At 66.8% G+C, this 15727-nt stretch carries 15 protein-coding genes and 1 tRNA gene; 5 read left to right on the forward strand and 11 right to left on the reverse strand.

From position 1 onward, the window contains the following. Positions 1-395: 395 nt before the first annotated feature. The gene (locus tag FRZ44_RS26190) at positions 396-1697 is read right to left on the reverse strand and encodes an ammonium transporter (protein WP_151179957.1); all 1302 of its coding nucleotides are present in this window, start codon (positions 1695-1697) and stop codon (positions 396-398) included. Positions 1698-1966: 269 nt separating this feature from the next. Here FRZ44_RS26190 and FRZ44_RS26195 point away from each other — a divergent pair, with 269 nt between their 5' ends. Then, positions 1967-3313 (forward strand): UbiH/UbiF/VisC/COQ6 family ubiquinone biosynthesis hydroxylase, encoded by a 1347-nt coding sequence (locus FRZ44_RS26195; RefSeq protein WP_151179958.1) that lies wholly within the window; start codon positions 1967-1969, stop codon positions 3311-3313. Between the two features lie 148 nt (positions 3314-3461). On the opposite strand, the gene FRZ44_RS26200 is transcribed toward FRZ44_RS26195, so the two are convergent. From FRZ44_RS26200 to FRZ44_RS26225, 6 genes are all read right to left on the reverse strand, one after another. Continuing rightward, positions 3462-4757, reverse strand: coding sequence for a M24 family metallopeptidase (locus FRZ44_RS26200; protein ID WP_225308457.1), 1296 nt, complete (start codon positions 4755-4757; stop codon positions 3462-3464). Positions 4758-5217: 460 nt separating this feature from the next. Then, entirely contained in the window at positions 5218-5604 is a 387-nt protein-coding gene (locus FRZ44_RS26205; protein WP_151179959.1) for a gamma-butyrobetaine hydroxylase-like domain-containing protein, read from the reverse strand. Between the two features lie 26 nt (positions 5605-5630). Then, positions 5631-5846: a Trm112 family protein gene (locus tag FRZ44_RS26210; RefSeq protein WP_151179960.1), complete on the reverse strand. Its 216-nt coding sequence runs from the start codon at positions 5844-5846 to the stop codon at positions 5631-5633. A gap of 28 nt (positions 5847-5874) precedes the next feature. After that, positions 5875-6549 carry an LON peptidase substrate-binding domain-containing protein gene (locus FRZ44_RS26215; protein WP_151179961.1) on the reverse strand — a complete coding sequence of 225 codons (675 nt, stop codon included), beginning with the start codon at positions 6547-6549 and terminating at the stop codon, positions 5875-5877. Between the two features lie 4 nt (positions 6550-6553). Beyond that, positions 6554-7489: a thioredoxin gene (trxA, locus tag FRZ44_RS26220; RefSeq protein WP_151179962.1), complete on the reverse strand. Its 936-nt coding sequence runs from the start codon at positions 7487-7489 to the stop codon at positions 6554-6556. 139 nt (positions 7490-7628) lie between these two features. Beyond that, positions 7629-8153: a prolyl-tRNA synthetase associated domain-containing protein gene (locus tag FRZ44_RS26225; RefSeq protein ID WP_151179963.1), complete on the reverse strand. Its 525-nt coding sequence runs from the start codon at positions 8151-8153 to the stop codon at positions 7629-7631. Between the two features lie 280 nt (positions 8154-8433). Here FRZ44_RS26225 and FRZ44_RS26230 point away from each other — a divergent pair. Next, positions 8434-8508, forward strand: a tRNA-Gly gene (locus FRZ44_RS26230). A gap of 20 nt (positions 8509-8528) precedes the next feature. Here the strand turns inward: FRZ44_RS26230 and FRZ44_RS26235 are convergent. Together FRZ44_RS26235 and FRZ44_RS26240 are read right to left on the reverse strand one after the other, a co-directional pair. Beyond that, the gene (locus FRZ44_RS26235; RefSeq protein ID WP_151179964.1) at positions 8529-9152 is read right to left on the reverse strand and encodes a GNAT family N-acetyltransferase; all 624 of its coding nucleotides are present in this window, start codon (positions 9150-9152) and stop codon (positions 8529-8531) included. Continuing rightward, positions 9153-9449: a type II toxin-antitoxin system TacA family antitoxin gene (locus tag FRZ44_RS26240; protein ID WP_151179965.1), complete on the reverse strand. Its 297-nt coding sequence runs from the start codon at positions 9447-9449 to the stop codon at positions 9153-9155. Between the two features lie 182 nt (positions 9450-9631). Here FRZ44_RS26240 and FRZ44_RS26245 point away from each other — a divergent pair, with 182 nt between their 5' ends. From FRZ44_RS26245 to FRZ44_RS26255, 3 genes are all read left to right on the forward strand, one after another. Continuing rightward, a complete protein-coding gene (locus tag FRZ44_RS26245) occupies positions 9632-10414 on the forward strand; it encodes a 3'-5' exonuclease (RefSeq protein ID WP_151179966.1) in 783 nt (260 codons plus the stop codon). A gap of 133 nt (positions 10415-10547) precedes the next feature. Further along, complete coding sequence (locus tag FRZ44_RS26250) at positions 10548-11813, forward strand: threonine synthase (RefSeq protein WP_151179967.1); 1266 nt, start codon at positions 10548-10550, stop codon at positions 11811-11813. Between the two features lie 271 nt (positions 11814-12084). Continuing rightward, entirely contained in the window at positions 12085-13161 is a 1077-nt protein-coding gene (locus tag FRZ44_RS26255; RefSeq protein WP_151179968.1) for a 3-deoxy-7-phosphoheptulonate synthase, read from the forward strand. 134 nt (positions 13162-13295) lie between these two features. Here the strand turns inward: FRZ44_RS26255 and FRZ44_RS26260 are convergent, their stop codons facing one another. Beyond that, positions 13296-14297 (reverse strand): class I fructose-bisphosphate aldolase, encoded by a 1002-nt coding sequence (locus FRZ44_RS26260; RefSeq protein ID WP_151179969.1) that lies wholly within the window; start codon positions 14295-14297, stop codon positions 13296-13298. Between the two features lie 113 nt (positions 14298-14410). Continuing rightward, positions 14411-15694 carry a DUF763 domain-containing protein gene (locus FRZ44_RS26265; protein ID WP_151179970.1) on the reverse strand — a complete coding sequence of 428 codons (1284 nt, stop codon included), beginning with the start codon at positions 15692-15694 and terminating at the stop codon, positions 14411-14413. Between the last annotated feature and the right edge of the window lie 33 nt (positions 15695-15727).

Consider the following 15727-nt stretch of genomic DNA (forward strand, 5'->3'; position numbering starts at 1 on the left):
CAGCCGCGCGGGCTTCCGAGTCGCGACTCGGGGACAAAACATAAACAATTCTATAGCTTGTGGGACGTTCTTACAAGCCAACCTATAGAGCGGCCCAAGGTTGGTCGGTTAACCAAGTCATTGTTCTTGCTTTGTCTTCCTTGGCGCCCGGAGTCTCGCCCGATTCTCCCCGCGAGGAAAGGGGTCTCCCGCGGAACGGCCAAGCCCCAAAAGGCGAGGGGCGGCGGGGACCCTGATCCCACCGCCCCTCAAGGCGAAGCTTCTCCTCGGTGCTCCCGGGTACGGGCCGGCTTCGAAAACATAGACCGGGGCCAGTAACCCGCTAACGAAGCTTCGCCAGTCGCCGACGCGCCCGCCAGACCACGGGTTCGCCGGCGATCGGATGCGGTCGCCTGTTAAGCGACCGATTCACCATGCAGCACGATGTCGAGGCCCTCGCGCTCCTCGTCCGGCGTGACGCGCAAGCCGCGGGTCAGCAGGCCGACGACCTTGAGGATGACGAAGGTGACGACGGCGCAGTAGGCGATGGTGATGGCCACGCCATAGAGCTGCGTGCCGACCTGGCCAATGTTCCCGTCGATCCAGCCGACCGGCGTCTCGGAGCCGGTGACGGTCTGGGTCGCGAAGACGCCGGTCAGGATGGCGCCGACCATGCCGCCGATGCCATGCACGCCGAAGGCGTCGAGCGAGTCGTCATAGCCCAACGCGTTCTTGAGCGTCGAGGTGGCGAAGAAGCAGACCACGCCGGCGACGAGGCCGATCACCAGGCCGCCCTCGGCATCGACGAAGCCCGAGGCGGGCGTGACCGCGACAAGGCCGGCGACGGCGCCGGAGATCATGCCCAGCAGGCTGGGCTTCTTGCGGAACACCCACTCGGCCACCATCCAGGAGAGGGCGGCACCTCCGGTCGCGATCTGCGTGGCCGCCATGGCCATGCCCGCACGACCGTCGGCCGCCACGGCCGAACCCGCATTGAAGCCGAACCAGCCCACCCAGAGCAGGCCGGCACCGATGGTGGAGAGGCCGACATTGTGCGGGGTGAAGGCGGTCTTGCCGAAGCCGGTGCGCGGCCCCAGCACCAGGGCGGCCACCAGGCCGGCCACGCCGGAATTGATATGCACGACGGTGCCGCCGGCATAGTCGAGCACGCCGGCCGTGCCGATCAGGCCGCCGCCCCAGACCATGTGGCAGATCGGGACATAGACGAACAGCAGCCAGAGGCTGGCGAAGAGGACCAGGGCCGAGAATTTCATGCGGTCGGCGATGGCGCCCACCATCAGGGCTGGCGTGATGATGGCGAAAGTCATCTGGAAGGTCATGAACACCGGCTCGGGAATCGAGGGCGCCAGGGGATGCGCCGTCGCGGTGGTCATGCCATGGAGCATGAAGCGGCTGAAATCGCCGAAGAGCTTGCCGTCGCCGTTGAAGGCGAGGCTGTAGCCGACGACCATCCACAGCACGGTGACCAGGCAGACGATGACGAAGCTCTGCGCCATGGTCGCCAGCAGATTGATCTTGCGGACCATGCCGCCATAGAAGAGCGCGAGGCCCGGGATCGTCATCATCAGGACCAGGGCCGTCGAGGTGAGCATCCAGGCCGTGTCGCCGCGGTCCAGGGCGAGGTCGGCGGCGAAGGCGGGTCTGGCGCCGATCAGGGCGGCGAGCAGAAGAGGGACGAACAACAAAAGGCGCGACATTGGGCAATCCTCCGAAGCACGAGAGAGAATTAAAACGAGCACTCAGCGAGGGCCCTAAACACGTTCCGTGCCAACTCCGGAGTCCCGCGGAATCCCTCGGATTTCGCCGAGTCGCGAATCGAAGCGTGATTTTTGATTGGGCAGGCTGGCGCGCAATTGGGCAGCGGGAATCGCGGAACTGACATCGCGCTTCAGTCTCCGGCGGCGGGATGCGCGGCATCGAGTGCCGCTGCCGAAGACGCCCTTCCCGCGCTATGGTGGTCCTTGCGATGACCCATACCGCCGAACCGACGCGAACCGATCCGGCCGTTGCCAACGATGCAGGCCGCCGCGGGCTGCCCGACGCCGACGTGCTCATCACCGGGGGCGGTCTGGTCGGCCTCACCCTGGCGCTGGCGCTCGCCGATGCCGGCCTGACCGTGATCCTGGTGGACAGCCTGCCGGCGACCGAGCGCGAGGCCATGGCCTATGACGGCCGCGCCTCGGCCATCGCCGAAGGCTCGCGCCGCGTGCTCGACGGCATCGGGGTGTGGAACAAGATGGCGCCCGAGGCCTGTCCGATCCTCGACATCCGCGTCTCGGATGCGCGGGTGGGCCAGCCGGCCTCGCTCCTGTTCCTGCATTACGATCACCGCGAGCTCGAGCCGCCGCGGCCCGGCAAGCGGCGTCCGGGGCCGGCGGCCGCGAAACCGGCGCCGATGGGTTATATCGTCGAGAACCGGGTGATCCGCCGGGTGCTGCTGGCGGCGGTCGCTGCGCGGCGCGGCATCCGGCATCTGGCCCCGGCCCAGGCCGTGGGTCTGTCGCACGAACCGGGCCAGGCGTGCGTGACCCTCGCCGACGGCACCAGCCTCACCGGCCGGGTCGTGATCGCCGCCGACGGGCGCGGCTCGCCGATGCGGAAGGCCGCCGGCATCCGCCTGACCGAGTGGGACTATCCGCAGAGCGGGATCGTCTGCACCATCGGGCATGAGCTCTCGCACCAGAACGTGGCGCATGAGCATTTCCTGCCGTCGGGGCCGTTCGCGGTGCTGCCGATGGTCGACGATGCCAACGGCCATCGTTCCTCGATCGTCTGGACCGAGAAGCGCGAGCTCGTGCCGCCAATCATGGCGCTGCCATCTGACAGCTTCGCGGCCGAGATCCAGCATCGCTTCGGCGACTCGCTCGGCCGCATCCGGCTCCTGGGCTTGCGCTGGGCCTATCCGCTGAAGCTGCAGCATGCGATGCGCTATATCGGCGACCGGCTGGCACTGGTCGGCGACGCGGCCCATGCGATCCATCCGATCGCCGGCCAGGGCCTCAATCTGGGTCTGCGCGATGTCGCGGCGCTGGCAGAGACGCTGGTCGATGCGCATCGCCTCGGCCTCGATATCGGCGTCGGCGAGCCGCTCGAGCGCTATGAGCGCTGGCGGCGCTTCGACAATCTGATGCTGATGGCCGCGACCGACGTTCTCAATCGCCTGTTCTCGAACGACATCGCGCCGGTGCGCCTGGCGCGTGACATCGGGCTCAGCCTGGTCAACCGCATGCCGCCCTTGAAGCGCCTCTTCATGCGCCACGCGATGGGCATGGTCGGCGACCTGCCGCGGCTCATTCGCGGGGAGCGGCTGTGATTCCGTTAGCCTGTCATTGCCGGACTTGATCCGGCAATCCAGACTTTGTCGAGATCGCGCCCTTGGCCCTGGATCGCCGGATCAAGTCCGGCGATGACAACGAGGGGGTGGCACCGCTGGATCAGGTCCGGCGATGAAAGTGGCGCCGTTACAGCCACCGCGACGGCAGCAGCGCGTCCTCGAACGGGAAGGTCGAGAGCAGTTGGTAGCCGGTCTCGGTCACCAGGATCTGCTGCTCGAGCTTGACGCCTTCGAGCCCGCCGACCTCGCCCATATAGCTTTCGATGCAGATGGTCATGCCGGCCTCGAGCACGCCGTCATAGCCGCCGCGCTCGTAATCCTGCGCATAGATGCTGGCGGGATATTCGTCGGCCAGCCCCACGCCGTGGAACACGACCGAATAGCGGTTGGGGGCGCAGGCTTCCGGCAGCTTGAAGCTCTTCTCGGAGAATTCGCGGAAGCCGATGCCCGCCTTCACCAGGTCGAGATTGGTGTGGATCTGCTCGTAGGCCAGGCCATAGAGCCGCTTCTGCTCGGCGCTGGGCCTGCCATGGCCGCAGAAATAAGTGCGCGAGATGTCGGCGCAATAGCCGAAGGGCCCGATCAGGTCGGTGTCGAAGCTGAGCAGCTCGCCCGAGCGGATCACGCGGTCGCTCGATTCCTGGAACCAGGGATTGGTGCGCCCGCCCGAGGTCAGGAGCCGCGTCTCGATCCATTCGCCGCCCGCCGCGATATTGGCCTGATGCAGCAGCGACCAGATCTGGTTCTCGGTCACGCCGGGCTCGAGCGCGTCGCGCATCTTCGCCATGCCGGTCTCGCAGGCGGTGATCGACGTCACCATGCAGGCGAGCTCCTCGTCGGACTTGATCGCACGCGCCAGCTCGCAGACCGCCTGGCCCTCGACGATGTCAATGCCGGCGGCCTCGAGGAAATGCGTTCCCGTCGGATCGAGCTTGTCGACCGCGAGGCGTTTGTTCCCGCCGCCATGCCGGCGCACCAGATCGACGATCTCGTCCGACCAGCGCTTGGCGAACTCGTCGAGCCGCGAGCCGCCGCCGAAATAGGTCCAGCCGACCGCCGGCCGCACCTCGGCGACGGTCTCGAGCCCGTCGGCCAGATGCTCGCAGTTATGGAAGTCGAACAGCGTGATCGGCCCTTCGGTCGGGACGAAGGCATAGCGGACCGCGTTGTGCAGGGTCCAGACCGCCATGTTCCGGCTGCCGGTGGCGTAGCGGATATTGATCGGGTCGTAGAGCAGGGCACCCATGCAGTCGCGCTTCTTGAGCTCGGCGCGGAACCGCCCGAGGCGATAGGTGCGCAGCTTGCGCATGTCGAGCAGCGCCTCGCTGTCGATCGCGTCGAGGATCGGCGACTTGCGGGCGCGGCGGATATCGGGATCGAGCGATCTGAAGGGCGGTTTCGGGCCGGCGGAATCGGGCGCCATCGGGTCTGGTTTCCTCTCTCAGCACCTGCCCGGTGGGACCCCAGGCTTGGCGGCGCCCATTCAAGCCCTCGGCGGGGGCTGGCGTCCAGGGAGGAAAGGGACGGTGAGACGACTCTTTCGTCACCCCGGCGAAGGAGCGTGTGAAGAAATCGAATGACGCCGTAAGAGGGCTTCAGAAATATTCTCGCCCCCTCCCCTTGCGGGAGGGGGTAGGGGGAGGGGCGACATGGGCGCGATGACGCCCACACTTACGATCGATCCACGCTCTGAAAGCAGCAGGCTGAGGCTAAGCTGCGAACGGATGAACACGAGCAGACCTGGCTCGACATTTTTTATCGTGACCTCATGCGGTATCACCCCTCCCCCTACCCCCTCCCGCAAGGGGAGGGGGCGTGGAGTTTCTATGCTTCGCTCGATTCTTTCGCAGCCTCCTTCGCCGGCACGACGAGCAGGCGTCGCCTCAGGAATGCCGCTTCGGCTCGCGCGAGAGGCCGCGTTCTTCCAGGGCCGTCAGATAGCGCGACCAGAGCTCGGCCTGGTTGGCGCCGAGCTCGTAGAGATAGGCCCAGCTATAGATGCCGGTGTCGTGGAGATCGTCGAACTTGATGCGCACCGCGTAGTTGCCGACAGGCTCGAGCGCGAGGATGCCGACATGGGCGCGCTCGCCCAGGATCTGCTTCTGGCTGGGCCCGTGGCCCTGCAGCTCGGCCGAGGGGCTCTCGACGCGCAGGAATTCCGCCGGATAGCGGAACGACTTGCCGTCGTCGAAATCGATCTCGAGCGCGCGCTCGTTCTGCTTGAGCCGGATCTCGATCGGCCAATGCTCGGCGCCGAATTTCTCGCTCATGGCTGTGATGACCCGCGGGCGCCGGCTCAGCGCCGGCCATCCTCGTCGAGCGAGCGGGCCTCGTCCGCCAGCATGATCGGAATGCCTTCGCGGATCGGATAGGCGAGGCCGGCCTTGCGGCTGATCAGCTCCTGATGCTCGCGGTCATATTCGAGCGGGCCCTTGGTGACCGGGCAGACCAGAATTTCCAGCAGCTTCGGATCGACCTCGTAGCGCCGGTCGGAGGTTTTGCGTTCGGCCATGGCGGTTCCCCGGATTCTCCTGACGATCCTAATGGCGCGCGGCTTCGCCGGAGGAACCGCTGCCGGTTCCGCCCAGGAGCGCCATCTCGATCAGCGCCGTCAGCACGCGGCCCCGCTCGGTGGCGGAGCCGGCTTCGAGCAGCGCCTGCTTCTCCTGCGGCTCGAACGGGCAGACCATGGCGAGCGAGGTGATGAGCGCCGCGTCGGCCGTGCGCTCGATCTGCTCCCAGTCGGCCTTGATGCCCTGCTGGTGGAAGAAGCCCTTGAGCGCCCGCAGCAGTCGCGCGCGATCGAGCTCAAGCGCGGGAGTCTCGGCCATGTCCTCGGCGAAGGGCATGAAGTCGGCCCGGACGCGCCGGTAGCCGGAGACGCCCGGCAGCTCGGCGGCGATGCGGAAGCGCGCGAGCCCGCCCAGGGTGATCAGATAGCGCCCGTCCTCGGTCTCGCTGAAGGCGGTGATGCGGCCGGCGCAACCGACCTGCTGCAGCGCCGGCACATGGCCCGGGCGCTCCAGCTCGGCCGGCTGGATCATGCCGATGATCCGTTCGCCCTTGATCGCATCGCGCGTCATGGCGAGATAGCGCGGCTCGAAGATGTTGAGCGGCAGCCTGCCGCCGGGCAGGAGCAGAACGCCCGCCAGCGGAAACACCGGAATCTCCGCCGGCAGCGCTTCGAAGGCGGGATCGAACGGCCCGCGCGCCATCGCCTTAGGCGAACATCAGGGACGACAGGCGCCGGCGCGCCGACAGGGTCAGGGGATCGGTCGGGCCCAGCGCCTCGAAGATCTTCACCAGCTGCTTGCGCGCCGCTTCCTCGTTCCAGCCGCGATTGCGGCGGAACAGCTCGAGCAGCTCGTCCAGCGCCGGCTCGGCTTCGCCATTGCCATAGAGCGCCAGCGCCAGGTCGTAGCGCGACTGGTGATCGTTGGGATCCTTGGCGAGCTTGGCCTTGAGTTCCTCGAGGCCGCCCTGCTTCTGGCCCGCCTGCTCGGCCAGCTCCAGCGCGGCGCGTGCCGCGGCCACCAGCTTGTCGTTGGCCTGGTTCGCGGGAACCTTCGCCAGCTGCTTGCGCGCTTCCTCGAGCTCGCCCGCCTTCACCAGGCAGCGCACGAGGCCGGCGATCGCCGGCAGGTTCTCGGGCTCATGCTGCAGCACCTGGCCGAAGATGGCGCTGGCCGTGGCGGCATCGCCTTCCTTCAGCGCGGCCTCGGCATGCTCGAGCGCCTCGTCGATCGGCGAGGGGCCGGCCGCCGCGCCCGCCGTCTTGGCGAGGCGCTGCACGAACTGCTTCACCTGGCTCTCGGGCTGCGCGCCCACGAAACCGTCGACCGGCCGGCCCTGGAAGAAGGCATAGACCGCGGGGATCGACTGGATGCGGAGCTGGCCGGCGACCGCGGGATTCTTGTCCACGTCGATCTTCACCAGCTTGACCGCGCCCTTGGCTTCCTTGACGGCCTTCTCGATGATGGGCCCGAGCGTCTTGCAGGGCCCGCACCAGGTCGCCCAGAAATCGACGATCACCGGCACCGTCATCGAGGCATCGATGACGTCCGCCATGAAGTCCTGATCGCTGCTGTCCTTGACCGGGGCCGCGGCGCCATTGGCGTGAGCCGGCGCGTTACCCTGGCCGATAAGCGTCTCCATGATCGATCTTCCTATGGTTCCGAATTTGCAAAGATAAATGGCGTTTTGCTAAGCGTCTGGCAACCCCGCCCGACAAGATCCCCGGCCTTAACCCTGTTGCCGGCAGGGCCGGACCGGCCAGCGGGCGCCGGCCGCGATCTCAGAGGTCGAGGAAGATCGGCTTATGGCCGCAAGCCTCGATGAATTTCAGCAGGTCCGCCGGCGCCAGCGACAGGGTCATGTCGTTGGTCAGCGGGTGGCAATGGAGCGGGTTCATCGACAAGAGCGCCCGATCCAGCACCGGCTGGACCTTGTGCGCCTTGTCGTTGATGAGGGCCAGCGGCGTCACCGAGCCCGGCAGCACGCCCAGATAGGTCATCAGCCGGTCCGGGCTGCCGAAGGAGAGCTTGTCGCCGCCGATCTTGGGCGCCAGCGCCTTCAGATCCATGCGGCGGGTCTCCTCGACCACCACCAGCCACATCTGGTCGCCCTTCTTGTTGCGCAGGAACAGGTTCTTGATATGGCCGCCGGGCAGGTCGCCGCGCAGCGCCTGGGATTCCTCGACGGTGAAGACCGGCGCATGGCGATGGACCTCGGTCTCGATGCCGAGATCGGCCAGGCGCTGGATCACGGCTTCCGGGCTGGTCGGCAGGACGGCGGCGGCAGGAGCGGCGGTATCGGACATGGCAAAGGGTTCGGGTCTGGGGTGGTGGCGAGGGTCGTTCGGGGCGCCAGTCTTAGGGGGCGCCGGCACCCTCGGCAACCCCGACGGCCTCCAAAACCGCCGAAGCCGCGCCGCACATCGCCAAAAAATCGCGGAATCCTGCGGCTTCGGGACAAGCGGTCGCATCTTAAGCCGCTGGCAACCGCAGGCTTGCAATGCTGACTCCGGTCGCTATTATCTGGCGCCCTTGACGGGGGCGGTCTTGAGGACGAGGCCTTCGCCGTCGAGTACCCAAACGGATGCGGGCGTAGCTCAGGGGTAGAGCACAACCTTGCCAAGGTTGGGGTCGAGGGTTCGAATCCCTTCGCCCGCTCCAGTTTCTCAAGATGGAATGGATTATTCAGAACGGTCCTTCGGGGCCGTTTTTTGCTTCGCGACCCTGCCCGACGAGGCCGGAGACGCAGGGGGAAGCGCCGGGAAGCGCTCGTATCCCGCACCGGCTTGGCGCATCGGCAGAACGAGGCGCAGCGAATCCGGCAGCCGGACGAAGCCGTGCGCGGCATAGAAGTTGACGGCGGCCTCGTCCAGCGCGTCGACGATCACCATGGAGGAACCGACGATGCCCGCGCTCTCGAACGCGTGCTGCAGCGCGTCCGCAAGAAGGATCGAGCCGAGACCCTGACCCTGCCGGTCCTTCGCCACCGCCAGCCGGCCGATCAGCGTACAACTGACAAGCGGATAGCGCGGGACATGTTTCCGCGCCGCTTCCGGCACCTCGCCCTGGGCGATCGCCATCGCGCAGAGCGTGTAATAGCCGAGCACGCGCTCCGGCTCGGCCGTCGCGCTCAGCACGAAAACCGCATTCGCCTTTCGACGAACATCCTGCCCGGCCTGTGTCTTGAGATAACGGTCCAGGCTTTCCACACCGCAGGCGAAGCCGCAGCGGTCGTGCCTCTCGTCAAGCGGCAGAATGCGCAGGTCTGCAGGCGGACGCAGGTCCGCAGACGGCCGATTTGCCATTCACCGGACGATCCGGCGCCTATGTTCCGCGAACGCTCGCTGGAGGCGCTCGCTTGGCGCCGGCGGATTGACGAGCGTGTCGAAGAACACGGTACGATCGCGTTCGGAGAGCATGATCGTTTCGTGCGCCGCAATGGTGCGCCGGGCCGCCTCCGTGAGCGCGGTCATGCAAAAATCAGTCAGCTTCCGCCTCTCGAGCTGCGCGGCGCGTTCGATCAAGGCCTTTGTAGGCTCATCGACGCGAAAGCCGAGCCGCTCCTCTCTCAGACGTCGGTTACGCTTAACCGTTGTGGTCATCGGTCACCTCTGCCCCGAAATGTACGTCAATTGGACTAACTTTTCAAGATGTTTCGTCGAACGATTGCAAGCCCCGGCCTCTCGGCAGCGAACCGTTGACTGGACTGCACCCAGCGGAAAGCGCTTTCCGTTCCGGCGCTCGAGAAGCCTGAAACATCCGCATCCGCAAGGCTGCATGAAACTTGCAGACGCAGACCCAGGCAGTGTCCAGTCGGAAGATCGTCGCCACATGCGCCGAGGTTTGGGCGGAGCTGAGATTCTTTGCGGCCCTGGCGCCGGCAAGAGCGGATGGCCTGTTCCTGTCGGGCGACGTGGGACAACGCATCTTCCAGCATCCATTTTCCTGGGCGAGCCTTGGCGTCGACGTGCGGGGCCGATCGCACACGCTCAAGGTCTGCTACCGCACATCGCAACAGATTCGCCGCGCCGCCGACCGGCTCCTGCCGGCCGTGCTGCGCGATACCGACGGGCTGGAAGACGAGCGGCGGGGGATCATCTCGGTCTTCGACGGTCCGAAGCCGGAGGTGAAATCCCTCGCCACCGTCGCCGCGGGAGCCGACACGGTCCGCCAGGCTGTCGAGACCTGGCTTGGCGAGGGAATCGCACCCCGTGAGATCGGCCTGTTCGTCCGCACATCGCAGCTTGTCGCCCGCGCCCGGGCCGCAATCGCCGGGCTGGCAGGCTCCAATGAAATGACCACCGCTCCCATGAGCCTCGCCAAAGGGCTGGAATTTCGGGCCGTCGTCGTGATGGCTTGCGACGAAGGAATTCTGCCGCTCGACGAGCGCGTCGCCGACGCCGCGGAGGAAGCAGAGCTCGATGATATCTATGAGACCGAGCGCCGATTGCTCTATGTCGCCTGCACGCGGGCGCGCGAGCATCTGCTGCTCACGGGCGTGACGCCAACCTCGGAATATCTGGCGGATTTCACCTCACGGGGCGAAGGCCCGGCCGCCAGCCCCTAGCCCCTTCGAAATCGCCGGATTTCACTGTCGCCGAGGCGTTATTATTGGACGCCCCCGAACGGGCCCTTGCCTCGACGTGGGAGTCCGCTGATCGTTGCGCCGGCTTTCCGAGTTCATCACCTGAAGGGCATTCATGACATCCGTTTCCACCGACGCCGGCGCGTGGCCGACCTTCGTCACCCATCTAGAATGCTCGATGACGGGCGAGCGCTATGAGGCCGACCGGCTGCATGGGCTCTCCAAGGCGGGCAAGCCGCTGCTGGTGCGCTACGACCTGGCGGCCCTCGCTAAGGCCGTCTCGAAGAAGGCGCTGGCGGAACGCAGCGGCGGATTCTGGCGCTATCGCGAGTTCCTGCCGGTGCGTCACGCGAAGAATGTCGTCGAGCTGGGCGAGGTGATGACGCCGCTCGTTCCGCTGCCGCGCCTCGCGCGGGCGCTCGGGGCCGGTGCCGACACCATCCTCGTCAAGGATGAAGGCCGCTTGCCGACGGGATCCTTCAAGGCGCGTGGGCTGGCGCTCGCGGTTGCCATGGCCAAAGAGCTCGGGCTCGCCCATCTCGCGATGCCGACCAACGGCAATGCCGGTGCGGCGATGGCGGCCTATGCCTCGCGCGCCGGGATGCGCAGCACCGTCTTCTGTCCGGCCGATACGCCCGACGTCAATGTCCGCGAGATCGCGCTGCAGGGGGCGGCGGTCTATCGCGTCAACGGCCTGATCAACGATTGCGGCAAGATCGTCGCCGGCGGCAAGGAGGCCGTCGGCTGGTTCGATCTCTCGACCCTCAAGGAGCCCTATCGGATCGAGGGCAAGAAGACCATGGGGCTGGAGCTGGCCGAGCAGATGGGCTGGGAATTGCCGGACGCCATCTTCTATCCGACCGGCGGCGGCACCGGTCTGATCGGCATGTGGAAGGCCTTCGAGGAGCTCGAGGCCATCGGCTGGATCGGCGCCCGGCGGCCCAGGATGATCGCGGTCCAGGCCTCGGGCTGCGCGCCCATCGTGAAGGCCTATGAGGAGGGCAACGAGCATGCCGAGCTCTGGCCGAACGCGCATACGATCGCGGCCGGCATTCGCGTGCCCGTGGCGATCGGCGACTTCCTCATCCTGCGCGCGGTGCGCGAGAGCGGCGGATTCGCCATCGCGGTCGAGGACGACGCGATCGTCGCGGCGCAAGAGGCCGTCGCGAAAGAGGAGGGGCTGCTGCTCTGTCCCGAGGGCGCTGCGACCTTCGCGGCCTATCGGCAGGCCCTGAAGGACGGCCGCGTCGGTCCGCAGGATCGCTGCCTGCTCTTCAACTGCGCGACCGGGCTCAAATATCCCATGCCGCCGGCCGAGCTCGCGATCGACCGCCATCGGCCGATCGACTATGCCGCGATCGCGAATGCAAAGGCGCCGTGACATGGCCGCCTGGACCCGGGGCCCTGGCCCCGCCGGCGAGCCGCGTCGAACGGGAACGCAAAACGCGTGACAAACGAACGGACCCGAGGTAAACAATCCGCGCGATGACGCTCACAGCTCACACCCATGCCCGATTTTCCTATTGGCCGCATCCGAGGCGGAAATAGGAATGCGCGCGTATTGACCTGCTGTAGCCTCGCGTTTCCGAAAGCCGCCAGTCATGCTGGCGGCTTTTTTTGTGCGCCAGCATGGCAGAAACAGGAGCCATGCCGTGCAAGCCAAGATCGACGATCTCCGAATCCGGACGATTGAACCCCTGATATCGCCGCAACAGCTCATCGACGAGCTGGGCCGGACAGATGCAGCGGAGACCACCGTTGCGGGAACACGCGACCGACTCCATCGAATCCTCGAGGGCGAAGACGACCGCCTCATCGTCGTCATCGGCCCCTGCTCGATTCACGATCCTGTCGCCGCGCTCGACTATGCCCAACGCCTCGCCACGGAGCGCGAACGCCTTCGGGACGATCTCGAAATCGTCATGCGCGTCTATTTCGAGAAGCCCCGAACGACCGTCGGGTGGAAGGGTCTGATCAACGACCCCGACTTGAACGGCACCTTCCAGATCAATCGCGGCTTGCGCACGGCGCGCGAGCTGCTGCTGCGGATCAACGAACGGGGCGTTCCCGCCGGATGCGAATTCCTGGACGTCATGACGCCGCAATACATTGCCGATCTGGTGAGCTGGGGTGCAATCGGCGCCCGCACGACGGAGAGCCAGATCCATCGGCAGATGGCATCAGGCCTGTCCTGCCCGGTCGGCTTCAAGAACGGCACGAATGGCGATGTCCGGATCGCGGTCGAGGCCGTCGAGGCGGCATCCCATCCGCATCACTTTCTTGCGCTCGACAAGGAAGGGCGGGCGGCCATTGCGGCCACCACGGGAAACGAGGATGGGCACATCATCCTGCGTGGCGGCAATCTGCCGAACTACGATGCCGCCAGCGTCACGAAGGCGGCGCAAGCCTGCCTTCAGGCCGGCGTCAAACCTCGTCTCCTGATCGATGCAAGCCACGGCAACAGCGGCAAGCGCCCGGAGAATCAGCCCTTGGTCCTGGCGGCGGTTGCCGACCAGGTGGCCGCGGGTAGCGATTACATCCATGGCGTCATGGTCGAAAGCCATCTGAAGGGCGGCCGCCAGGACTTTGTGCCGGGCGGCCCCCACGCCTATGGCGTCAGCATTACCGACGGCTGCCTGGCGTGGAGCGAATCGGTTGCCGTTTTGGAACGGTTGGCGCATGCGACGCGCGGCCGCCGCTCACGCCGGCGCCAGCGAGCGGATGGATAAGGTCGGCTCTGCGCCATTGCCCTGCCGGGCGCGCCCAGAGCTGCAGGCTGTGCCGCTCCACCGACGGCCCTGGGCGGAGCCGGGTAAGTGGCGCCTTCATCGCCCCCGCGCGGGAGCGACGCTTTCGAAAGACGTCAGCGTCCCGACGGCGCCCGCACCGCTTCCGACAGGATCTCAGCCCGGCGGAGGAAGGCTGATTGCGCCGCTTCGAGGTTTTGAGACCGGCCTTTCCACGCGGCAAGCGCCTCGTCCTGGAGGGCGCGGCCAAAAGAGAAGCTCAAACGCCAGGGCGCAGCGCCGGCCCGTCGCACGATCGCGCGGAGATTGCGCGTCGAAACCTCGGGGCTCTGGCCGCCCGACAAGAACAGGATTCCCGGCACCTGCGGCGGCACGCTGCTGCGCAGGCATTCCAGCGTCGCGTCGGCGATCTGTTCCGGCGTCTGCGTCTGACCGGAATGCGCGCCCGGCACAACCATGTTGGGTTTGAGCAGCATGCCTTCCAGCCGAACGCCGGCCTTGTCGAGGGCCTTGAAGACGGCATCGAGGGTGGCGCGGGTCACGTCGGCGGATCGGTCGATATTCTGGCTGCCATCCATGAGAACCTCCGGCTCGACGATCGGCGTCAGATCGGCGTCCTGGCAGTCGCGCGCATAACGGGCAAGGCTTGTCGCGTTGGCCGAAATGGCGGCGGCGGTCGGCAGGCGGTCGCCATCGATATGGATGACGGCGCGCCATTTGGCGAAGCGGGCCCCCCGCCGCCTGAAATCCGACAATCGCTCGGGCAGCCCCTCGAGGCCTTTGGTCATGGTCTCGGTCGTATCGGCTCCCAGCGGCGCCGTGCCCGCGTCGACTTTAATGCCGGGGATGATGCCCCGCTTCGCCAGCAGCTGCGGAAAAGGATCGCCCGAGGCGGTCGCCTGCCGCAGCGTCTCCTCGAAAAGGATCACACCGCTGATGCAGTTCTCCATGCCGGGTGTCGTGAAGAGCAGGTCGCGATAGGCCCTTCTCGTTTCCTCGGTGGACGCGATGCCTTGCGGGTCGAAACGCTTCTTTATGGTCGGCAGGCTTTCGTCCGCGGCGAGAAGACCTTTTCCAGGCGAGACCAGTTGCCGTGCCGTTTCAATGATGCCGCTCATGAGGGCGCTCCTTCCTTGGCCGCTCGGAACTGTCAGCGTTCTACGGTTTCTCCTGCCGCTCTCCCCGCCTTCATGGACTCACCCGCGTCTGCCCGGTTGTCCGTCCGGCCCAGTCATGGCGCGGTCGGGAATCGAACGGGCTCCGCATGATCGGCGGAGTCGGGCGCCGGCTCCCAGCCGAAGACGCTGCGCCCGCCATACTCAGGCGAGCGCCGGCGCTCCTCGCCGATGAAAGCCGGCAGCGACGGGCCCGTCGCCGTCCGCTCCAGCCGTCGCGTCTGCTCGTCCAGCCGGCGGATCGCATCGAGCCGTTCGTCATTGCCGAGCCTGGCCTTCTCGACCGCGGATTTGAGGACGGCGATGGTCTGGTCATAGACCTTGAGCGGCACCGGATAGGGATGCCGGTCCTTACCGCCATGCGCGAGCGAGAAGCGCGCAGGATCGGCGAAGCGGCAGGGCGCACCATGGATGATCTCGGCCGCCATGGCGAGCGAATGCACGGTCCGGGCGCCCACACCCGGGACCAGCAGCAGCTCGCTGAAATCGGCAGGCGCCCGGTCGGCCGCCGCGGCGAGCGCGCCATGCAGGCGACGGAGCATGACATCCTTGGGCCGCACATCGTGATGCGCCGGCATGACGAGATGAGGCAGGAGCGGGGCTTCGGGAGGTGCCGCCGCCGGCAACGGCTTTCCTTGCAGCGAAGCGATCTCACCGACGAGGCGGTCGGGCCCCAGATCGCGCAGCAGATCGATCTGGCCTTGCCGCGAGGCGGCGGCGCGCCGGTCGGTGAGATTCACGATCTCGCCCTGGTTCTCGCCCTCGATCGCCTGGTGCGGCGCCTCGACGAAGCTCTTCAGATCCTCCGACAGCCAGTGATAGCGGCGCGCCGTGCGCGTTGCGCCGTTCATGCCCTGCTGCACCACGACCCATTTGCCGTCATCGGCGAGGATGAAACCGTGGAGATAGAGATCGAAGCCGTCCTGCAGGGCGGCGCTGTCGACCTTGGCGACCAGCCGGCTCGTTTTCGCCAGCGCCGTTCCGTCGAGGCCGGTGCGCTCGCCGATGGCGACCAGCTCCTGGGGCGTCTGCCGCGAATGGCTCCCCCGCCCGCCGCAGACATGCAGGCCGAGCTCGCCCGAGAGCGGCGCCAGCCCCCGCTTCAGCGCGCCGATGACGCTGGTGGTGATGCCGGAGGAATGCCAGTCCATGCCCATGACGGCGCCGAAGGACTGAAACCAGAACGGATGTGACAGGCGGCGCAGGAACTCGTCCCGGCCGTAATGATGGAGGATCGCCTCGGCGATGACCGCGCCCATCCGCGTCATGCGCCGGCCCAGCCAGGCGGGGACCCGGCCGTTATGCAAAGGCAGATCGGCGCTCCCCGACCGTCGCGTCACGGACCCTCCGGAACAAACATGGAACATAGCGGC

This window comes from Hypericibacter terrae (assembly GCF_008728855.1).
Classification (GTDB): domain Bacteria; phylum Pseudomonadota; class Alphaproteobacteria; order Dongiales; family Dongiaceae; genus Hypericibacter; species Hypericibacter terrae.

Excerpts from the sequence above, each read along its gene's own strand:
- FRZ44_RS26190 (WP_151179957.1), bottom strand. The coding sequence starts at position 1,697 with ATGTCGCGCCTTTTGTTGTTCGTCCCTCTTCTGCTCGCCGCCCTGATC.
- FRZ44_RS26195 (WP_151179958.1), top strand. The coding sequence starts at position 1,967 with ATGACCCATACCGCCGAACCGACGCGAACCGATCCGGCCGTTGCCAAC.
- FRZ44_RS26200 (WP_225308457.1), bottom strand. The coding sequence starts at position 4,757 with ATGGCGCCCGATTCCGCCGGCCCGAAACCGCCCTTCAGATCGCTCGAT.
- FRZ44_RS26205 (WP_151179959.1), bottom strand. The coding sequence starts at position 5,604 with ATGAGCGAGAAATTCGGCGCCGAGCATTGGCCGATCGAGATCCGGCTC.
- FRZ44_RS26210 (WP_151179960.1), bottom strand. The coding sequence starts at position 5,846 with ATGGCCGAACGCAAAACCTCCGACCGGCGCTACGAGGTCGATCCGAAG.
- FRZ44_RS26215 (WP_151179961.1), bottom strand. The coding sequence starts at position 6,549 with ATGGCGCGCGGGCCGTTCGATCCCGCCTTCGAAGCGCTGCCGGCGGAG.
- trxA (WP_151179962.1), bottom strand. The coding sequence starts at position 7,489 with ATGGAGACGCTTATCGGCCAGGGTAACGCGCCGGCTCACGCCAATGGC.
- FRZ44_RS26225 (WP_151179963.1), bottom strand. The coding sequence starts at position 8,153 with ATGTCCGATACCGCCGCTCCTGCCGCCGCCGTCCTGCCGACCAGCCCG.
- FRZ44_RS26235 (WP_151179964.1), bottom strand. The coding sequence starts at position 9,152 with ATGGCAAATCGGCCGTCTGCGGACCTGCGTCCGCCTGCAGACCTGCGC.
- FRZ44_RS26240 (WP_151179965.1), bottom strand. The coding sequence starts at position 9,449 with ATGACCACAACGGTTAAGCGTAACCGACGTCTGAGAGAGGAGCGGCTC.
- FRZ44_RS26250 (WP_151179967.1), top strand. The coding sequence starts at position 10,548 with ATGACATCCGTTTCCACCGACGCCGGCGCGTGGCCGACCTTCGTCACC.
- FRZ44_RS26260 (WP_151179969.1), bottom strand. The coding sequence starts at position 14,297 with ATGAGCGGCATCATTGAAACGGCACGGCAACTGGTCTCGCCTGGAAAA.